Source organism: Streptomyces krungchingensis (assembly GCF_054729265.1).
The window spans coordinates 5,077,534-5,094,856 of sequence record NZ_JBPUKY010000001.1 but is presented as its reverse complement, the minus strand read 5'-3'; the positions used below and the strand labels follow the sequence as shown (position 1 = coordinate 5,094,856).

18 protein-coding genes are annotated in these 17,323 nt (G+C 73.2%); 7 read left to right on the top strand and 11 right to left on the bottom strand.

What is annotated here, in order from left to right:
- Nucleotides 1-97 precede the first annotated feature (97 nt).
- A complete protein-coding gene (locus ACSYGO_RS22350; RefSeq protein WP_426681544.1) occupies nucleotides 98-1,219 on the top strand; it encodes an NADH:flavin oxidoreductase in 1,122 nt (373 codons plus the stop codon).
- Nucleotides 1,220-1,285: 66 nt separating this feature from the next.
- Here the strand turns inward: ACSYGO_RS22350 and ACSYGO_RS22345 are convergent, their stop codons facing one another.
- From ACSYGO_RS22345 to ACSYGO_RS22320, 6 genes are all read right to left on the bottom strand, one after another.
- The gene (locus ACSYGO_RS22345) at nucleotides 1,286-1,555 is read right to left on the bottom strand and encodes a DUF397 domain-containing protein (RefSeq protein ID WP_460387383.1); all 270 of its coding nucleotides are present in this window, start codon (nucleotides 1,553-1,555) and stop codon (nucleotides 1,286-1,288) included.
- Nucleotides 1,536-2,381 carry a helix-turn-helix domain-containing protein gene (locus tag ACSYGO_RS22340; RefSeq protein ID WP_460387381.1) on the bottom strand — a complete coding sequence of 282 codons (846 nt, stop codon included), beginning with the start codon at nucleotides 2,379-2,381 and terminating at the stop codon, nucleotides 1,536-1,538. The genes ACSYGO_RS22345 and ACSYGO_RS22340 overlap by 20 nt, the downstream gene beginning before the upstream one ends.
- Before the next feature lie 128 nt (nucleotides 2,382-2,509).
- Nucleotides 2,510-3,097: a hypothetical protein gene (locus tag ACSYGO_RS22335; protein ID WP_426681547.1), complete on the bottom strand. Its 588-nt coding sequence runs from the start codon at nucleotides 3,095-3,097 to the stop codon at nucleotides 2,510-2,512.
- Nucleotides 3,094-4,572, bottom strand: a complete 1,479-nt coding sequence (locus ACSYGO_RS22330; protein ID WP_426681548.1) for a PTS transporter subunit EIIC — start codon at nucleotides 4,570-4,572, stop codon at nucleotides 3,094-3,096. Before ACSYGO_RS22330 ends, ACSYGO_RS22335 begins: the two co-directional genes overlap by 4 nt.
- Before the next feature lie 16 nt (nucleotides 4,573-4,588).
- The gene (gene murQ, locus ACSYGO_RS22325) at nucleotides 4,589-5,536 is read right to left on the bottom strand and encodes an N-acetylmuramic acid 6-phosphate etherase (protein WP_426681549.1); all 948 of its coding nucleotides are present in this window, start codon (nucleotides 5,534-5,536) and stop codon (nucleotides 4,589-4,591) included.
- Nucleotides 5,537-5,652: 116 nt separating this feature from the next.
- A complete protein-coding gene (locus ACSYGO_RS22320; RefSeq protein WP_432189388.1) occupies nucleotides 5,653-6,582 on the bottom strand; it encodes a MurR/RpiR family transcriptional regulator in 930 nt (309 codons plus the stop codon).
- A gap of 56 nt (nucleotides 6,583-6,638) precedes the next feature.
- On the opposite strand from ACSYGO_RS22320, the gene ACSYGO_RS22315 reads away from it, so the two are divergent.
- Together ACSYGO_RS22315 and ACSYGO_RS22310 are read left to right on the top strand one after the other, a co-directional pair.
- Nucleotides 6,639-7,022, top strand: a complete 384-nt coding sequence (locus ACSYGO_RS22315) for a hypothetical protein (protein ID WP_435226012.1) — start codon at nucleotides 6,639-6,641, stop codon at nucleotides 7,020-7,022.
- Entirely contained in the window at nucleotides 7,019-7,282 is a 264-nt protein-coding gene (locus ACSYGO_RS22310) for a DUF4031 domain-containing protein (RefSeq protein WP_426681551.1), read from the top strand. The genes ACSYGO_RS22315 and ACSYGO_RS22310 overlap by 4 nt, the downstream gene beginning before the upstream one ends.
- A gap of 35 nt (nucleotides 7,283-7,317) precedes the next feature.
- On the opposite strand, the gene ACSYGO_RS22305 is transcribed toward ACSYGO_RS22310, so the two are convergent.
- The 4 genes from ACSYGO_RS22305 to ACSYGO_RS22290 form a co-directional block, all read right to left on the bottom strand.
- Nucleotides 7,318-8,064 (bottom strand): hypothetical protein, encoded by a 747-nt coding sequence (locus ACSYGO_RS22305; protein ID WP_432172554.1) that lies wholly within the window; start codon nucleotides 8,062-8,064, stop codon nucleotides 7,318-7,320.
- A gap of 208 nt (nucleotides 8,065-8,272) precedes the next feature.
- The gene (locus ACSYGO_RS22300; RefSeq protein WP_426681553.1) at nucleotides 8,273-9,376 is read right to left on the bottom strand and encodes a GNAT family N-acetyltransferase; all 1,104 of its coding nucleotides are present in this window, start codon (nucleotides 9,374-9,376) and stop codon (nucleotides 8,273-8,275) included.
- A 20-nt stretch (nucleotides 9,377-9,396) separates the two neighbouring features.
- Nucleotides 9,397-10,611, bottom strand: coding sequence for a Cmx/CmrA family chloramphenicol efflux MFS transporter (locus tag ACSYGO_RS22295; RefSeq protein ID WP_426681566.1), 1,215 nt, complete (start codon nucleotides 10,609-10,611; stop codon nucleotides 9,397-9,399).
- A gap of 197 nt (nucleotides 10,612-10,808) precedes the next feature.
- Nucleotides 10,809-11,504, bottom strand: a complete 696-nt coding sequence (locus ACSYGO_RS22290; RefSeq protein WP_432189404.1) for an HD domain-containing protein — start codon at nucleotides 11,502-11,504, stop codon at nucleotides 10,809-10,811.
- A gap of 123 nt (nucleotides 11,505-11,627) precedes the next feature.
- Between ACSYGO_RS22290 and ACSYGO_RS22285 the strand changes: the two genes are divergently transcribed.
- From ACSYGO_RS22285 to ACSYGO_RS22275, 3 genes are all read left to right on the top strand, one after another.
- A complete protein-coding gene (locus tag ACSYGO_RS22285) occupies nucleotides 11,628-12,302 on the top strand; it encodes a maleylpyruvate isomerase family mycothiol-dependent enzyme (protein ID WP_426681554.1) in 675 nt (224 codons plus the stop codon).
- 187 nt (nucleotides 12,303-12,489) lie between these two features.
- Entirely contained in the window at nucleotides 12,490-13,185 is a 696-nt protein-coding gene (locus tag ACSYGO_RS22280) for a copper homeostasis protein CutC (RefSeq protein WP_426681555.1), read from the top strand.
- Between the two features lie 240 nt (nucleotides 13,186-13,425).
- Nucleotides 13,426-14,640, top strand: coding sequence for a trypsin-like serine peptidase (locus ACSYGO_RS22275; protein WP_426681556.1), 1,215 nt, complete (start codon nucleotides 13,426-13,428; stop codon nucleotides 14,638-14,640).
- Between the two features lie 55 nt (nucleotides 14,641-14,695).
- On the opposite strand, the gene ACSYGO_RS22270 is transcribed toward ACSYGO_RS22275, so the two are convergent.
- The gene (locus ACSYGO_RS22270) at nucleotides 14,696-16,753 is read right to left on the bottom strand and encodes a HelD family protein (RefSeq protein WP_460387376.1); all 2,058 of its coding nucleotides are present in this window, start codon (nucleotides 16,751-16,753) and stop codon (nucleotides 14,696-14,698) included.
- Between the two features lie 338 nt (nucleotides 16,754-17,091).
- On the opposite strand from ACSYGO_RS22270, the gene ACSYGO_RS22265 reads away from it, so the two are divergent.
- The gene (locus tag ACSYGO_RS22265) at nucleotides 17,092-17,286 is read left to right on the top strand and encodes a hypothetical protein (protein ID WP_028802859.1); all 195 of its coding nucleotides are present in this window, start codon (nucleotides 17,092-17,094) and stop codon (nucleotides 17,284-17,286) included.
- Nucleotides 17,287-17,323 lie beyond the last annotated feature (37 nt).

Below are 17,323 nucleotides of genomic sequence, written 5' to 3'. Positions count from 1 at the left end.
TGTCGTGGAGGGGTGGTTGATGCATGTGCACATACCACCCGGAATGTCCCGCTCGGCGTCAGAGTGACGCCTCTCCGACCCCCAAGGAGACCGCTCCGTGAGCGACACCGCCGCCTCCCGCGCCGCAGAGATCCTGTCCCGGCCCGTTTCCCTGAACGGGCTGACCGTCCCCAACCGGATCGTGATGGCCCCGATGACCCGCATGTTCTCCCCCGGTGGAGTCCCGGGCGAGGACGTCATCGGCTACTACGCCCGCCGCGCCGCCGCGGGCGTCGGCCTCATCGTCACCGAGGGCACCTACGTGGGCCACGACTCGGCCGGGCAGAGCGACCGGGTGCCGCGCTTCCACGGCGCGGAGCAGCTGGAGGGCTGGACGAAGGTCGCGGACGCCGTGCACGCGGCGGGCGGCACGATCGTGCCCCAGCTGTGGCACATCGGCATGGTCCGCAACGCGGGCGAGCCGCCGTTCGCCGACGCCCCCGCGGTCGGCCCCTCCGGCCTCACCTCGGCCGGCGCGGACGTCACCGGCAAGGCCATGACCCAGCAGGACCTCGACGACGTCGTCGAGGCGTTCGCCGAGTCCGCCGCCGCCGCGGAGCGCATCGGCTTCGACGGCGTCGAGCTGCACGGCGCCCACGGCTACCTCATAGACCAGTTCCTGTGGGAGGGCACCAACCGCCGCACGGACGCCTACGGCGGCGACCCGGTGGCGCGCACGAAGTTCGCGGCCGAGATCGTGGCCGCCGTCCGCGCGGCCGTCTCGCCGGACTTCCCCGTCCTCTTCCGCTACTCGCAGTGGAAGCAGCAGGCGTACGATGCCCGGCTCGCCGAGACGCCGGAGGAGCTGGACGGGATCCTCACGCCGCTCGCCGCGGCCGGTGTGGACGCCTTCCACGCCTCCACCCGCCGTTACTGGCTCCCGGAGTTCGACGGCTCGGACCTGAACCTGGCCGGCTGGACGAAGAAGCTGACCGGCAAGCCCACCATCACCGTCGGCTCGGTGGGCCTGGACGGCGACTTCATCAAGGCGTTCCAGGGCGAGGGCGCCCCGGTGGCCGGCCTCGACAACCTGCTGGACCGCCTGGAGCGCGACGAGTTCGACCTCGTCGCCGTCGGCCGTGCGCTGCTCCAGGACCCGCAGTGGGCGGCGAAGGTCCTCGACGGGCGGTTCGAGGAGCTCGCGCCGTACGACGCGTCGGCGCTGCGCTCGCTGAGCTGAGTTCCGTTCCGTGGCGGCCCCGGCGTGCGACGCCGGGGCCGCCACGGGCGGTCGGGCCCCGGTGGGTCAGTGGCGCGCCCTCACCTCGCCGACGAAGGCGGCCCAGGCCGGAGCGGGGAAGACGAGCACCGGGCCGCCGGGGTTCTTGGAATCCCGGACCGGTACGAGGGTGGGGTGACCGTCGGCCACCTCCAGGCAGTCGCCGCCGCTGCCGCCGCTATACGTCGACTTGCGCCACCGGGCGACCTCCAGGCAGTCGCCGCCCTCGCCGCCGCTGTAGCTGGACTTGTACCAGGTGGCCGTACTCAGGTCGTCCTCACGGATGCTGTTCTCCATGCTCGTAATCCTGCGCCAGCGTCTCCAGCAGGGCCAGTGAATCCTGGGGTGAAAGTGCTGCCGCTTGGAGGAAGTTGAACGTCAGTCCGTGGCGGGCGACCGTGGCCGGGTCGTCCAGGAGTTTGCCCATGTCGGGGCCTTCCACGAAGGACAGCGGCGGAGCGTCCTCGAACTCCATCAGCTTCAGGGAGCCCTCCATCGCCGCGTGTGCTCCCGCGGTGAACGGGACCACCTGCACGATGATCCTGTGCTTGCGCGTCAGGTCCGCCACGTGCCGCAGAGCCTCCGCCATCACCGCGCCGTCGCCGACCACCCTCCGCAGTGCCGCCTCGTCGAAGACCGCCCACACCAGTGGCGTTGTCGGATCGTCGAGGAGGCGGGCCCGTTCGAGACGGGCGGACACCAGAGCCTCGATCTCGTCGTCCGTAGACGTCGGCCTGTAGGCGCGGAAGACGGCCTCCGCATAGGCCCTGGTCTGCAGCAGGCCAGGGATGAGCAACTGCGCGTACTGCCTGATCGCCGTAGCGATCGCCTCCGCCTCCGCCGCCTCGGCGAAGTGGTCCGGGTACTTGGACTTGGCCAGCGCCCGGCAGTTGCGGGCGAAGAAGCCGTTCGTGCCCAGGATCTCGTCCATCTGGACGGCGTATTCGAGGTGGAGGCGGCGGGTCCCGGCCTCCAGCTGGCCGACGAACGAGCCGCTGACGAAGAGCGGTTCGCCCAGCTCGGCCTGGCTGAGGCCGACGTTCTCGCGGGCGTGCCGCAGCTCCGCGCCGATCATGGCCCGGGGCGACGAGGACGGGTCGAGGTCCTTGGGGCGTCCTGGCATGGCAACTCCCTGTCGAGCAGGAGGGGTTGATGAGGTGCCGTCTTCGGCCAGGTTAGAGAGCGGTCGGCCACGCTGTGTGGTGAACGCCGATACTCGGAGTGAAGGGGAGTGGCGCCGCCGGGCGCGGGCTACAGATTCCCCATCGGCTCGATGTCGACCCGGACGGGGGTGCCCCAGATGCGCAGGACCTCGTAGTCGGTGAACTCGTGGACCAGGCGGTAGGCCATGCCCGGGTGGGGCGTCCTGCGCTCGGCGGCGAGATAGCGCTCGGCCTCGTGGCGGTCGCGGCGCGGGGTGCCGCACAGCTGCCATTCCTGGCCGTTCCACACTTCCGGGAGCCAGCGCTGCTGGGGCTGGGGGCGGTCGCCGCGCACGCCGTAACGCGACGAGGCGCGCTCGGGGGACTCGTCGGGGCCGGGGCGGCGGGCGCGTCCGTACGCGTCGTTGACCTCGGTGCGGCGGGCGGTGCGGCGCCGGGTCTCGCAGAGCAGGCACAGATCGGGGGCGCCCTCGTCCACCGGACCGTTCGGATGCTCGGAGCAGCGCGTCGCGGGCGCCGCGGTCGTCACCGTCTCGTCGAGCAGGTCCAACGCCCGCTTCAGGTCCGCTTTGACCTCGTGCAGCTTCGCGTCGGGCGTGTCGGCGGTGAGCGCGTCGCCGTGCTCGCCGAGCAGGCGAAGGGCCCGGCCGAGGGCGGTCAGCTGTGCGTGGTTCATGGCTCCACCCTCGCACGCGCCACCGACAATCCGGCGAGGCCGTAGAAATAGGTGGCCGCGAAGCCGACGACGTACCCCGTGAGCAGGCCGCCCGCGTAGACCGCCGCGGCGAGGACCGGGCCCCGGCTGCCGTTCAGGAGCGGGAACAGCGCCCACCCCGAGGGGCCGATGGCCGTGGAGCCGACCTTGTCGCCCAGCATCGAGAAGAACCCGACGAAGGCACCGCCCGCGGCTCCTCCCGCGCAGGCCGTGACGAAGGGGCGGCCGAGCGGCAGGGAGACGCCGTAGATGAGGGGTTCGCCGACGCCGAGGAGGCCGGCGGGCAGGGCCGACCTGATCGTCGTGCGCAGCGACGTGTCGTGACGCAGCCGGACGTAGACCGCGAGGGCCGCGCCGACCTGGCCCGCGCCCGCCATCGCCAGGATGGGCAGCAGGATCGTGTAGCCCTGCTGCTCGATGAGGGTGGTGTGGATGGGGATCAGCGCCTGGTGCAGGCCCAGCATCACCAGGGGGAGGAACAGGCCGCCCAGGACCAGGCCCGCGAGGGCTCCCGTGTGGTCGAGCAGCCAGTTCGCCGCCGTGCCGATGGCCGTGGCCAGTTCACCGGCCGCGTACATCAGGCCGTAGAGCGTCACCAGGCCGGTGATCAGGACGGTGAGCGTCGGGGTGACGAGGACGTCCAGCGCGTCCGGGACCCGGCCGCGGATCCACTTCTCCACGTACGTGCCCAGCAGCGCCGCGGCCAGGGCGCCCAGGACGCCGCCCTGGCCGGGGGACAGCGCCGTGCCGGACACCGTCACCTTGGCCACCCCCGCGTACACGACGATCGCCGCCACCGCGCCGCCGAGGACGGGCGTCCCGCCGAACTCCTTCGCCGTGTTGTAGCCGACGAAGACGGGGATCAGCGCCATGAAGCCGGAGGCGATCGCGGTCAGGGCGGGGGTGATGCCCGGGAGCCATCCGAGGTTGACCAGCAGGCCGTTGAGGCCGGCGACCACTCCGCAGCCGATCAGGGCCGGGATCAGCGGGACGAAGATGTCCGCGATCCGGCGCAGCATGATCCGCACGGGTGTGGAGTTGCGCCGGCGCCGGTCGGCCTGCAGCTCCGCGCCCCTCGCCGCCAGCCGTTCGGCGGTGCTGTCCGCCGGGGGGCCGGCCGGTGCGGTGGCCAGGAGGCCGGGTGCGCCGGCCGCCTGCCGCTCCGCGGCGCCGGCCGGCGCCGCGGTCAGCAGGGCCTCGAACTCGGGGGTGACCCGGGCGACCGTCCCCGGGCCCAGGACGATCTGGTACGTGGCGTCGTCGGCGACGACGCCGAGCACGGCGGGCAGCGCCCGCAGCGCCGCCTCCTGGACCAGGCTCCGGTCCCGCAGGCCCAGCCGGAGGCGGGTCATGCAGTGGGCGACGGAGACGACGTTCGCGGGGCCGCCCACGAGGGGGAGGATCGCTTCGGCGGTGATGCTGTCCGGTGTGCGCACTCCCCGAGAGTGCTGGTCAGCCGGCCGCGGCCGCCAGCGCGGCGCGCAGATGGCCGCTGCTCTCCTTCAGAAGGCGGGCGGCCGTGGGAGCGTCCACCTCGCCCAGGATCGTGAGGATCGCGTTCTTCACCTCGCCGTCCGTGGCGGCGAGCGCCCGCTCGATGTCCTCGTCCGGGGCGCCCGTCGCCAGCGCGACGATGCGGCGGGAGCGGGCCCGGAGCTTCTCGTTCGACGCGCGTACGTCGACCATCAGATTCCCGTAGGTCTTGCCCAGGCGGATCATCGTGATCGTCGAGAGCATGTTCAGGACGATCTTCTGGGCCGTGCCCGACTTCAGGCGCGTCGAACCGGTCAGCAGTTCGGGGCCCACCACGACCTCGATGCCGTGGTCCGCGGCCGCCGCGAGCGGGCTGCCCGCGTTGCAGGACAGGCCGACCGTCAGAGCGCCCCGCGCGCGGGCGTGCTCGACCGCGCCGACGGCGTACGGGGTGCGGCCGGAGGCGGAGACGCCGACCACCGTGTCGTCGGGGGTCAGCGACAGTGCCTCCAGGTCGGCCGCGGCCAGCTCCCTGGAGTCCTCCGCGCCCTCGATCGAGGTCACCATGGCGGTCGGTCCGCCCGCGATCAGGCCCACCACCTCGGACGGGTCGGTGTTGAAGGTGGGCGGGCACTCGGAGGCGTCCAGGACGCCGAGGCGCCCCGCGGTGCCCGCGCCCGCGTAGACGAGACGGCCGCCGCGGGACATGCGGTCCGCGATGTCGTCGATGGCGGCGGCGATGAGCGGCAGCTGAGCCGCGACGGCCGTCGGCACCGTCGCGTCCTCGCCGTTCATGATCCGGGCGATCTCCAGCGTGGCCAGCTGGTCGATCTCGGCGAGTTCGGGGCGGAACGCCTCGGTGGTCATCGAGTCCAACTGGTCCCGCAGATCACGGTAGTTGGAGGAGGCGTCGGCGGTTGAGGTCATGGAGGGCGGCTCTTTCCAGTGCGGTACGACGACTTCTGGTGCTGAGTGAAGAAGGGCCCCGTCGGTCAAGAGGTGCGGTCGGGCGGCCGGGCGCCGGTGCGGCCGGCCCTCCCCGGCTAGCGGGATCCGCCGCCGCGAGGGGTGTGGCGGTGCGCCAGCGCCTCGTACGAGGCGGACAGTGCCGGTGCCGCCTTCTCGTACGTCCGCTGTGCGACGCCCACGAACAGGCAGTCCACCACGAGGAGCTGGCTGGTGCGCGACGACATCGCCGCGGGACGCAGTTCGCTCTCGCGGGCGGTGGACGTGGTGAGGATGTGGTCCGCGTACTGCGTGACGGGCCCGCCCGGGCGGCCGGTGACGGCGACCGTCGTCGCCCCGTGCTCGAAGGCGACCCGGAGCGGCTCTATGACGTCGCCGGTGGAGCCGGAGTGCGTGATGGCGATCGCCACGTCCTTGGCCCGCAGTTGCACCGCGTTGGTGACGGCGAGGTGCGGATCGCTGTGCGAGTGGGCTATGAGTCCGATGCGCAGCAGCTTCTGGGCGAGGTCCTGGGCGACCAGGCCGGAGGCGCCGACGCCGTAGATGTCGACGCGGCGGGCCGCGGCGAGCGCGGTGACGGCGGCACCGAGCTGGACGGTGTCGAGTCCGGCGGCGGTGTCGGCGAGGGTCTGCTGCTCGTCGTACGCCAGTTTCGCGACGACGTCGGCGATCGGGTCGTCGACCGCGATGTCGGCGGTGACGGCGGGCGCGCGGCCCGACTGCTGCTGGGCGGCGAGCCCGGCGAGTGCCAGCCGCAGGTCCCGGTACCCGGGGTAGCCCAGGAGACGGGCGGTGCGGACGACGGTGGCCTCGCTGGTGCCGGTGAGCTCGGCGAGGCCCGTGACCGTGAGGGCCGCGCAGCCGGCGGGGTCGCCGGCGACGGCCTCGGCGACGCGCTGCATGGAGCGGGTCATCGAGGGGGCGAGCGTCCGCACCTTGGCCGCGAGGGCGGCGGGGGCGGGCGGCGCCTCTCCTCCCGCGAAAATTTCCTTCACGTCATTGGTCACATGATGAAAGATATTTTCCTTTGGGGCATACGGTCAAGGGTGCGCACAATGGGGACATGGACCCCATCAGCCCCCTGGAGCAGGCCCTGCATGCCGCGCGCTCCCTCGTACTCGCCGACCTGGTCGCAGGTGAGGTCGCCGAGGCGGACGTCGTCAGCCTCGTGGAGGAGTCGGTGGTGCAGCGCCGCTGGTGGGTCGAGCAGTGGCCGGAGGGCGCGGGCTATGTCGCGGGGCTGGTCGCCCAGGACGTGCAGGACGCGCTGCTGGAGAAGTACGGGCGGTGGCCGCTGTGCCCGGTGTGCGGCTCCGGCGATCCGCACGCCCTCGACGTGGAGCCCGAGTTGGGGCCCGACCCGCACTGGGTGTGCCACAAGGTGGGCGTGAAGGTGGCCTCGGTGGGCTCGCTGGGTTCGGCGGCGGGCGGGGGCCCCTCCTCGTGACGGTCTACATCGACCCGCCCACCTGGCCCGGGCACGGTCGATGGTGGTCCCACCTGATCAGCGACGTCTCCTACGACGAACTGCACGCGTTCGCGGCCGGGTTGGGCGCACCCCGGCGGGCCTTCGAGCGCGACCACTACGACATCCCCGAACACCGCTACGCGGACGCCGTCGCGGCCGGTGCGGTGCAGGTCAGCAGCCGCGAGGTGGTGCGTCTGCTGCACGCGGCGGGGCTGCGCCGGCGCAAGCGGCGGACGTGACCGGGGCGTCCGGGGCGGACCGGGCCCGCGGAGCCTCAGTCCGTGAACACCGGGTCGAGGGTGTGCCACCAGCTGGTCAGCGCGGCGGGGTCCGCCCCGGTGACCTGGAACAGGGCCGGGCGGTCGTAGTACGTGCAGAAGATGACGTAGCGGGTGGTGTCGGCGGTGTAGCAGGCCATGTCCCCGGCGGGGGCGGAGGAATCGTTCTCGTGCCACGTGCCGCGGACGTTCATGGTCTGGTCGCAGTTGCCCTCCGGGAGGTTCGCGGCATAACTCCGGTACACCTCCTGGAGCTTGCTCCGCGACGGGTACAGCGCGATGTCCGCCTTCGTGGTGACGGTCCCCGCGGTGGCGTCGTTCGTCGTCACCGTGCACTTCAGCGCGGCCGTCGCGCCCGGTGCCGTCTCGCGCTCGCAGCTCTCGCGCCGCCACTGGTCGCTGTTGAGCGAGTCGCGCAGCGCGCGCTCGGCGGCCGTCAGTCCGCTGCCGTCGTCGGGCGGTGAGACCACCGGCGACGTCGCCGGCGCCGTCGCCGGCTGCGTCACCTCGGACGGGCCGGGGCCGCCGTTCGTGCCGGAGGCGCCCGTGCCCGAACCTCCGCGGGCGGTGTCGTCATGGCCCTGCCGCGCCTGCACCACCAGACCGACGACCGCCAGCAGGGTGCTGACCAGCACGCCGATGATGGTCCACCGCACCCCCGTGCGGGCCAGCAGATGGCCGGGGTCCGGGGGCGCGGGCGGTCCGGGCGGTTGCGGCTGCGGCTGCGGGTCGTGCCGGCTCATCGTGTTCCCCCGATCCACGACAACGGCGCGGCGCGCACGCCGCGGTGAAGGCATTATCCGGAGCGGGCGCGGGTGCGAGGGGTGCGGAACGCCACGGATCCGCCTGAGGTACGCCATCCCGCTGGACGCGGCTGCGCCGATGGACGCAGACCCGGCGGGCGGGTCCGGGCGGCACCGGACCCGGGCAGGGGCCGGCCGTGGGGCCGGGTCAGCTCTCGCGGGCGTAGAGCCGCAAGGAGCGGTCCAGGCCGCGCAGTTCGTACGCGTACTGCTCCACGTCCTCGCTCACCCGCGTGAACCCGGCGCGGGAGATCACGCCCTGGGAGGGGGCGTTGGCCCGGTCGATGGCGGCGAACAGCGTCGTGACGTCGTCGCGGGCCAGAGCCTCGGCGGCCAGGGCACGCAGCGCCTCGGTCGCGTAGCCGTGGCCGCGGGCCTGCTCCGCGAGGTCGTAGCCGACCTCGGCACGGCCGTCCTCGTCGGGTGCCCCGTGGAAGCCCATCCCGCCGACCGCACGGCCGTCCTCCCGGCGCACCAGGACGAACATGCCCCACTCCGGCCGGTGCACCCCGCCCTCGTACGCCTTCACGACCATCCCGGCGGCGTCCCGCGTGCCTTCGAACGGGCCGCCCTCGATCCACGCGAAGCCGCCCGTGCCGCCCGTGCTCAGATCGGCCGCGGCGGCCGGGGTGACCCCCTGGAGGGTGAGCCGCTCGGTGCCGATCACCAGATTGTTGCTCCAGCGCCACTCGGTGACCGGGGCGCGGCCGGGCAGGTCGCCCCGGCCGGTCGCCCACAGCAGGGTGCGCCAGTGGTCGGGGCCGGGCCTGACCTGCGGGAAGATCCGGGTCAGCACGGCCTCGCAGAGCGCGGCCGGGGGCTCGTAGGCGATTCCGAGGCCTTCGGCGATGTCATGGGTGTGCAGGAGGACCTCGGCGACGCCCATCGCGGCGAAGCCCTCGCGGTTCGCGCTGCGGAACGGGTACGGGTGGAACGCGCGCACCTCGCGCGGCGTGGTGCGCACGGCGGCGGCCAGCAGCGCGCCCGTCGTCCCGATCACGTCGACGACACCCGCGTGGTCGGTGCCGTCCTCCATCACGATCTCGAAGGGGACGTACGCCTCGGTGGCCCGCCCGGCCAACTGCCCGGCGTACGCGATCAGATCACCGGCGATGTGCTCCGCCGTCCGCCGGCAGTTCCATGCGAGACGGCCCGCCGGGGTCCCCTCCCAGTCCAGCCCGGCCGCGGCGCGCAGCACGGCCACGCTTCCCTCGACGGCCTCCGCCACCTGATCCCCGCCCATGTCTGCCATGCGGGCGAGGATAGGTCCCCTCACGCCTTCGTACGTACCGAATTGTTCGCCGTGCCGGTCGCGGTCACGACCCGTGAATTCCCGTTCCCCGAGCGGCGGTGCAGGCGCAGCGAGAGCGCGGTCACGCCGATGGCGGCCGCGGCCAGGGCCGCTCCCGCCCACGCCGTCGACGCGTACCCGAACCCCGCGTCGATGACCGTGCCGCCGATCCAGGGACCGCCGGTGTTGCCCAGGTTGAAGGCGGCCGTGGTCGTGGCACCGGCCAGGGTGGGGGCCGCCGTGGCCACGTTGAACATGCGCGCGTTGAGCGCGGGCGCCGTGCAGAAGCAGGCGACGCCGAGGAGGAAGGAGAGCGCGACGGCGGCGACCGCGAACCGCCCGAGGAGGGCGAGCGCGACGAGGATGACCGTGTCGGCCGCGAGGCCGCCGAGCAGCACGCCGAAGAGGTGCGCGTCGGCGAGGCGGCCCCCGATCGCCGTACCGATGAACGCGCCGACCCCGAAGAGGGCCAGCACGGTCGGCACCCAGCCGTCGTCCAGCCCGGCGACATCGGTGAGGAGCGGGGCGAGATAGCTGAACGGGCAGAAGACCGCCGCCGCGGCGAGCGCGATCACGCAGATGGACAACCAGACCTGACGGTCACGGAAGATCCGCAGTTCCCGCCTCGGGCGCGGCCTCTTCTCGGGGAGCGGGATGCGCGGGACGAGGGTGACGACCCCGACGAGGGCGACCGCCGACGCGGCGGCGACGGCCCAGAAGGCGGCCCGCCAGCCCAAACCGCCCCCGAGGAACGCGCCGGCCGGTACGCCCAGCACGTTGGCTATCGACAGCCCGCCGATCATCACGGCGAGCGCACGGGCCCGGCTGTCCGGCGGCACCATCGCGACGGCCACCGCCGCCCCGACCGCCCAGAACCCGGCACAGGCGAGCGCGCTGACGACGCGCGACACGAACAGCGTCGCGTACGTCGGCGCGAGTGCGCCCGCGACCTGGCCCAGTCCGAAGAGCGCGAGGAGACCGACGAGCGTGGTGCGGCGGGGCAGCCGGAGCGTCGCCACCGCGAGCAGCGGCGCCCCCACGACCATGCCGATCGCGAACGCGGAGATCAGCAGGCCCGCCCGCGGGATCGTGACGTGCAGATCGTCCGCGATCGGCGGCAGCAGACCGGAGAGCATGAACTCGCTGGTGCCGAGGGCGAAGACGGAGAGACCGAGGACGTACACGGCCAGCGGCATGCGAGCCCGGCGGGCGGCGGGAGCCGGGCCGGACGCGGGGACGGGAGCGGAGGCGGCGGCCCGCTCGGGGTCCGACGGGCGGGGTATCGGGGGCATGCCCCCTTCGTACGTCGTCCGGGGCTCCCCGTCGAACCGGTTTTCCGCTCCCCCCGCCCGGTCCGGCCGACCGGGCCCGCCGGACCCGGTGGGACGGGCGGTCACGCGCCGAGGCGTTCCAGCTCGGCGCCGATGTTCCGGCGCGCCCGCTCCTCCCACTCGCGTTCCCCGTAGGGCGTCCTGAACAGCTGCGGGAGTGCCAGGAGTTGACGCAGGACGTCGGAGCGGCCCGCGCGGAACGCGTCGTCCGGGACGAAGCCGTACTCCTCGCGCACGGCCGCCGCGTACGCGGCGTACGCCTCCGGCGGTGCGGCCAGGACGGCCAGGTCGGCGTCGCACAGCACGGCGCCGTCGGCGTCGTCGGGCGCGGGGGAGTGGGTGACGGTGAGCCGGACGAGGCGGACGACCTCGTCCGTGCGGGCCGGGCCGACGCCCAGTTCGCGCAGGGCGCGCTCGGCGAGCCGGGCGGACCGCTCCTCGTTCTCCGAGCGGTCGGGGAGGTAGACGGCGTCGTGGAACCAGGCCGCGAGCCGCACGGCGGCCGGGTCCTCGGCGTACTCCTCCAGGACGTCGATGTGGCCGAGGACCGCGACGAGGTGATCGGTGGTGTGATAGCGGCGCTGGGGTTCCGCCCAGCGGGCCAGCAGGTTCGCCGCGTAGGGGTGCGGCGAGGGCGCGGCACCGGCGAGGGGGTCGTGTCCCCCGGTGTCCCGGGCGGCCCGGACCGTCGCCTCCCAGCGCTTCTCCAGGTCCTCGTGGGCCGGGTGCCGCCGCCCGCCGGCCGCCGTCTCGTCCATCGCGTCCAACCCGCCCACTCCTCGGTCCTGTCCGTCACACCGGGCCCCGCCGGTCCCGGCGCGGCCCGTTCGTGTCGTCATTGTCCTCGCCGACGTGCGGGTGCGGTGCCTAGCGTGGAGCCCATGGTTTCTGAAGATGCGTACGACGTGAGGGACCCCGAACTCCCCGGGCGGCTCCTGCTCGCCGAGCGCGACACGCTGCTGCCGCTGCTGCGCGCCCGCCCGGACGCGGACTTCGCGCTGCCGACCGCCGCGTGTCCGGGCTGGAGCGTGCGGGATCTGCTCGCGCACTGCTCGGCCGTACTGATGCGGGTGGTCGAGAGCCGCTTCGAGCCGGGGGTGTTCAGTCCCGAGTCCAACGACCGTGACATCGCCGACCGTGCCGGCTGGTCCACGGGCGAGGTCGTCGACGAACTGGAACGGGGCATGACCGAGGCCGGGCCGGTGATCGCCGAGGCCGGGGGCGTCCTCGACGGCATCGCGCTCGGCGAGTGGGTGCACGCCGGGGACGTGCGCGCGACGTTCGGCGCGCCCGGGGCCTACGGGGGTGCCGGGCTGCCGTACGCGCTGACGCTGCTCGTGCGGATCAGCCGGGAGAAGGAGCGCGTGCCGCTGCACGCCGACCTCGACGACGTCGACGAGCCGCTGCGGCTGGGGAGCGTGCCGGGGGACCGGCCGCCGGCCCGGTATCTCGGCGACTCCGCCACGCTCGTGCGGCTGTGCTCCGGGCGGCCGGTCGACGGGGCGCGGTACGAGCTGGCGGGCGCGAAGGAGGAGGAGCTGAACCTCTTCGGCTGACGCCGGCGGCCCTCGCGGCCGGGCCTGCCGGGGTTCCGGTCCCGGACCGGGCCCCACGGGCTCGGCCCCCGCCGTTCCCGCTGCCCGCCCGGTCCGGGGTTCGGCGGGGGCGGAGGGGACGAGGAACATCGCGGACGCGTACTCTGGGATTGGACTAGACCTGTAGCCGCCTGAGGGAAGAGGTCCGATGAGCGAGCGCAAGAGCGCAGTCCTGGAGGTGATCGCCCTCGGCGTGGAGGACGCGGTCGCCGCCCAGACGGGAGGCGCGGACCGGCTGGAGCTGGTCACCGACATGGCCGCCGACGGACTCACCCCGCCGGTGAAGACCTTCGCCGGCATTCGCGCCTCCGTCGACATCTCGCTGCGCGTGATGCTCCGCCTGGCGGACGGCTTCGCGGCGGGCGACGTCGACACGCTCGTACGCGTCGCCGGTGAGATGCGCTCCGCGGGGGCCGACGAGTTCGTGCTCGGCTTCCTCGACGAGCACGGCGGTGCCGACCTGGCCGCCGTGGAGCGGATCGTCGCCGAACTCGACGGCTGCCGCTGGACCTTCCACCGTGCCATCGACCGCGCCGCCGACCGCGACGCCCTGCGCAAGCAGCTCGCGGACCTGCCGGGCCTGGACGCCTATCTGACCGCCGGTTCCGCGGCGGGCGTGGACGACGGTCTGGCCACCCTCGTCACCGAGGCCGCGCGGAGCGGCGAACCGGGCTACGAGCCGCGGATCATGGTCGGTGGCGGGCTGCGCCTCGACCATGTGCCGCGGCTGCGCGCCGCCGGCATCGACGCCTTCCACATCGGCGGCGCCGCGCGCCCGGGCGGCTGGAGCGGACCCGTCTCGGTGGAAGCGGTCCGGGAGTGGCGGACGGTCCTCGACGCGTAGCGGGCCCCGGCGGGGGTCCTGCTCTCGACGGTCCTCGGAGGGCGTTGCGAGGTCACGGATCCATATCCGCCGCGTAGTTGTTGTGTGCTGAGTGCTCCCCGGCGATCTCCCCGCGGGCCCGTGCGTGCATAGTAAAGACGCCCCGGTCTGATCCGGGTCATGACAATACGTACGTGGGGCGCGCGGCCCGGGCGGGTGTGCGCGCGGCACGACGCACGCAGCAACAGGGGGAAAGGCTCCATGCCATCCATACGCAGCCGCTCGCTCGCGGCCGCCGCAGCCGTGATCGCGGCCATCATGGTCACCACCACGGCCTGTGACAGCAAGAAGGACGACGACGCGGCCGGTTCGCAGCCCACGTCGTCCGCCCAGGCGGACAAGAACGTCGACACCGGTGACGACGACGGGTCCGCCTCGCTCGGCGGCTACAAGCTGCCCGCCGGTATCCCCACCGACCTGAGCGGCGACGCCCTGGACAAGTGGAAGAACGGCGGCTGGAAGGACTTCGGCGACTGGGCCTCCAAGGCCGAGGACTTCGCCAACCCGTACATCAAGGACTTCTGGACGCCGGAGCGGATGGCGCAGGCGAAGGCCAGCATCCCGGTCGCCCAGGCGGGCAGCACCAGTTCCGGTTCCGGCAGCAGCGCCACCTCGTACCTGCCCGACGGCAAGGTGAAGCGGAAGGCCGCCACCAAGGTGAAGGCGACCTACCACCACTACGCCCCGCCGGTCGGCAAGCTGTTCTTCACCTCGCCCCAGGGCAGCATGGTGTGCTCCGCCGCGGTCGTCACCGACCCGGCGCACCCGGGCAAGTCGAACATGGTGTGGACCGCGGGTCACTGCGTGCACGCGGGCAAGGGCGGCGGCTGGTACCGCAACATCGCCTTCGTCCCCTCCTTCAACAACGGCGCGAAGCTGAGCAACCGGCAGATCACCGACCCGCGCGCCAAGTCCGTCTCCCCGTACGGCATCTGGTGGGCGAACTGGGCGACCACGTCCTCCCAGTGGATCGCCGGTGGCGGACACCAGGGCAACGCGGCCGCCGGCTACGACTACGCCGTGCTGCACGTGAAGCCCGAGAACGGCGGCAAGTCCCTCCAGGAGCGCCTCGGTTCGGCGCTGCCGGTGTGGTTCAACGCCCCGGCGGCCAACAAGGTCAAGAACATGAAGGTCCGCGGCTACCCCGCCGAGGCGCCGTACGACGGGTCGAAGATGTACGACTGCCGGGGCGCGACCAAGCGCTTCGTGCTGGCGCGCAACGTCCCCGCCCAGTTCATGATCGGCTGCACGATGAACGGCGGCGCCTCGGGCGGCCCCTGGTTCATGTCGCACAACGGCCGGACCTATCTGGTCTCCAACAACTCGCTGAGCGACCGCAAGTCGTTCATCACCGGGCCGCGCCTCGGCAAGAACGCCAAGCAGGTCTACCTGGCGACCAGCCGCAAGTTCAAGTAGCGGCACCCGCACGGATCCCCGTGGCCCCGGCGCGTCGCGCCGGGGCCCCGGGTGTCTAGGCCAGCTGCTGCGGCAGCGGTGCGGCGTGCGTGACGATCAGGCCCGAGACCGCACGGGTCAGCGCCACGTACAGCCGGCGCAGCCCCGTCCGCTCGTCCGGCTCCCCGTCGACGACGGCCCGCGGCTCGTCCAGCACCACGTAGTCGTACTCCAGGCCCTTGGCCAGCGAGGCCGGCACCAGGGTCAGCCGGGTCTCGGCCGTCGTCTCCTCGCCCGGCCCGATATACGCCAGCCCCGCCGCCGCCAACTCCTCGGCCAGGAAGGGGATCCGGGCGTCGGCGGCGATCAGCCCGATCGAGCCCTCGTGGCCGAGCAGCTCCCGGACGGCCCGGACGACGTCGGAGTCGCCCGCACTCTCCCGCACCTCGAAGAATCCCGGGTTCTCACGCACCGACGCCACCGGCGCCAGCCCGGGCGCGATGTGCGGCAGCAGCCGGGACGCGTAGGTGATGACCTCCGTCGGCACACGGAAGCCCGCCGTCAGCTCCTCGATCACCGCCTCCTGCTTGCCGAGGTGGCGCAGCGCCTCGTCCCAACTCCGCGTCGCCCAAGGGGTCGTGCCCTGCGCGAGGTCTCCGAGCACCGTCGCCGAGCCGGTCGTGCAGCGGCGTCCCACGGCCCGGTACTGCATCGGGGAGAGGTCCTGTGCCTCGTCGAGCACCACATGACCCAGGGAGTGCGTCCGCTCGACGAGGTCGGTGGCCTCGTCGACCAGCACCGCGTCCGCCGGGGACCACTTGGCCGACTTCACGCTCCGCGCCGGCTTCTCCCAGAGGATCTCCTTCTGCTCGGCCTCGTCGAGGAGCCCCTCCGCGTGCGCGGCGAGGAAGTCGGAGTCCGACAGCAGCCGCAGCACCAGCTTGGCCGGGTCGACCGGCGGCCACACCGCCTTGACCGCGGCCTTCACCGCGGTGTTGCGGGCGACCGCGTCCTGCACCCGGTCGTCCGGCGCCTCGCCCGAACGCTCCATCTGGACGAGCACGGCGTGCGCGATCCGCTGCGGAAGGGCGTCCCGCGCGGCGCCGTACCGGATGTCCCGGTCCAGCAACTCCCGGACGATCTCCTCCAGTTCGTACGCGGGCAGGCGCCAGCGCCGGGAGCCGCGCACCACCACGACCGGCTCCGTCGGCAGGGTCACGTGGGAGCGGACGGCCCGGCGCAGCACCTCGGCCATCCGGGCGTCGCCCTTGATCACGGCGGCCGCCGCGCCGTCGCTCCCGCGCACCTCGACATGCGCCACGAGGTCGTCGACCGTCGCCTGCCGCGCCTCCAGCTCGCCCAGGGCCGGCAGGACCTGCTCGATGTAGTGCAGGAAGGACTTGTTCGGCCCGATGACGAGGGTGCCGGTGCGGGCCAGCCGCTCCCGGTGGGCGTACAGCAGGTAGGCGACCCGGTGCAGGCCCACCGCGGTCTTCCCGGTGCCGGGACCTCCCTGCACGCAGACCGACCCGGACAGCCCGCTGCGGACGATCTCGTCCTGCTCGGGCTGGATGGTCGCCACGATGTCGCGCATCGGTCCGACGCGCGGGCGCTCGATCTCCTGCTGGAGCAGCTTGCTGGTGGTCGCGGCCTCGGCAGGGTCGGAGAGGTGCTCGTCCTCGTACGCCGTGAGGTCGCCGGCGGTGTAGCCGAAACGACGGCGCAGGCCGACGTCCATCGGGTCGTTCTTCGAGGCGCGGTAGAACGGCTGCGACACCGGCGCGCGCCAGTCGATCACCATCGGGTCGCCGTCGGCGTCGTGCACGTGCCGTCGCCCGATGTAGAAACGCTCGCCCTCGGCGCCCTCCGCCTGATCGGCGCCCGGGGCGTGCAGGTAGTCGAGCCGCCCGAAGAACAGCGGTGTGTGACTGAGGTCGGCCAGGGCCTTGATGCGTTCGTCGATCTGCCGGTGCAGGACCTCGGCGTTCACCCAGTTCGCGGTGACGTCGCTGATGTCGAGGTTCTCCACGTCCTCGCGCATCGCGCGCAGCGCGGCACGGGACCGGGTCAGGTGGCTTCGCTCGCGGGAGAGGGGGTCGTCGGAGCCGAGTGGATGGTCGGACGGGGTGGACAAGGCGATGCCTCCGGAAACCTGCTGCGTGAGTGGTACCTCGTGGGTGATTCCTGGATGCCGTCCGGTTTCCGGCCGGGCGGCGGCACTCCACGACGGGAGGCGGGCAAGAGCGGAGATTGTAGGCGAGGGGGCGCGGCCTGGGCCAATGCTTTTACGGGGCCCCGCGGGCGCGGCGAGGGGGCCGGTCGGCGCGGTCTCAGGGGCGCCGACCCCGGGACCCTAGGGGTCGGGGTCCGTCGCGAGGCGTACGAGGGGTACCCCGGGGGTGTACCTGGGGGGTGCCCAGGTTCGGTCCATGGGCCGAGGCCATCCGGGGCCCGGGAACCCACCATGGATACATGAGCGCAGCGACCTTCAACCCAGCCTCCGGCCCTCACGGTCCGCACCGCGGCGCGACCGCCCTCTCCTCCGGCGCACACCACCGCCACCGCCTCGGCGACGCCCTGCGCGCCGTGAAGGTGTTCGCGGAGGCCGCGTTCGGAGTGGTGCTCCTCGGCGAGTACGGCGAGGAAGCGGGCGTACGACGGCGGTGACCCGCCACGCGGGCCCGCGCCGCCGCCACGCGGGCCC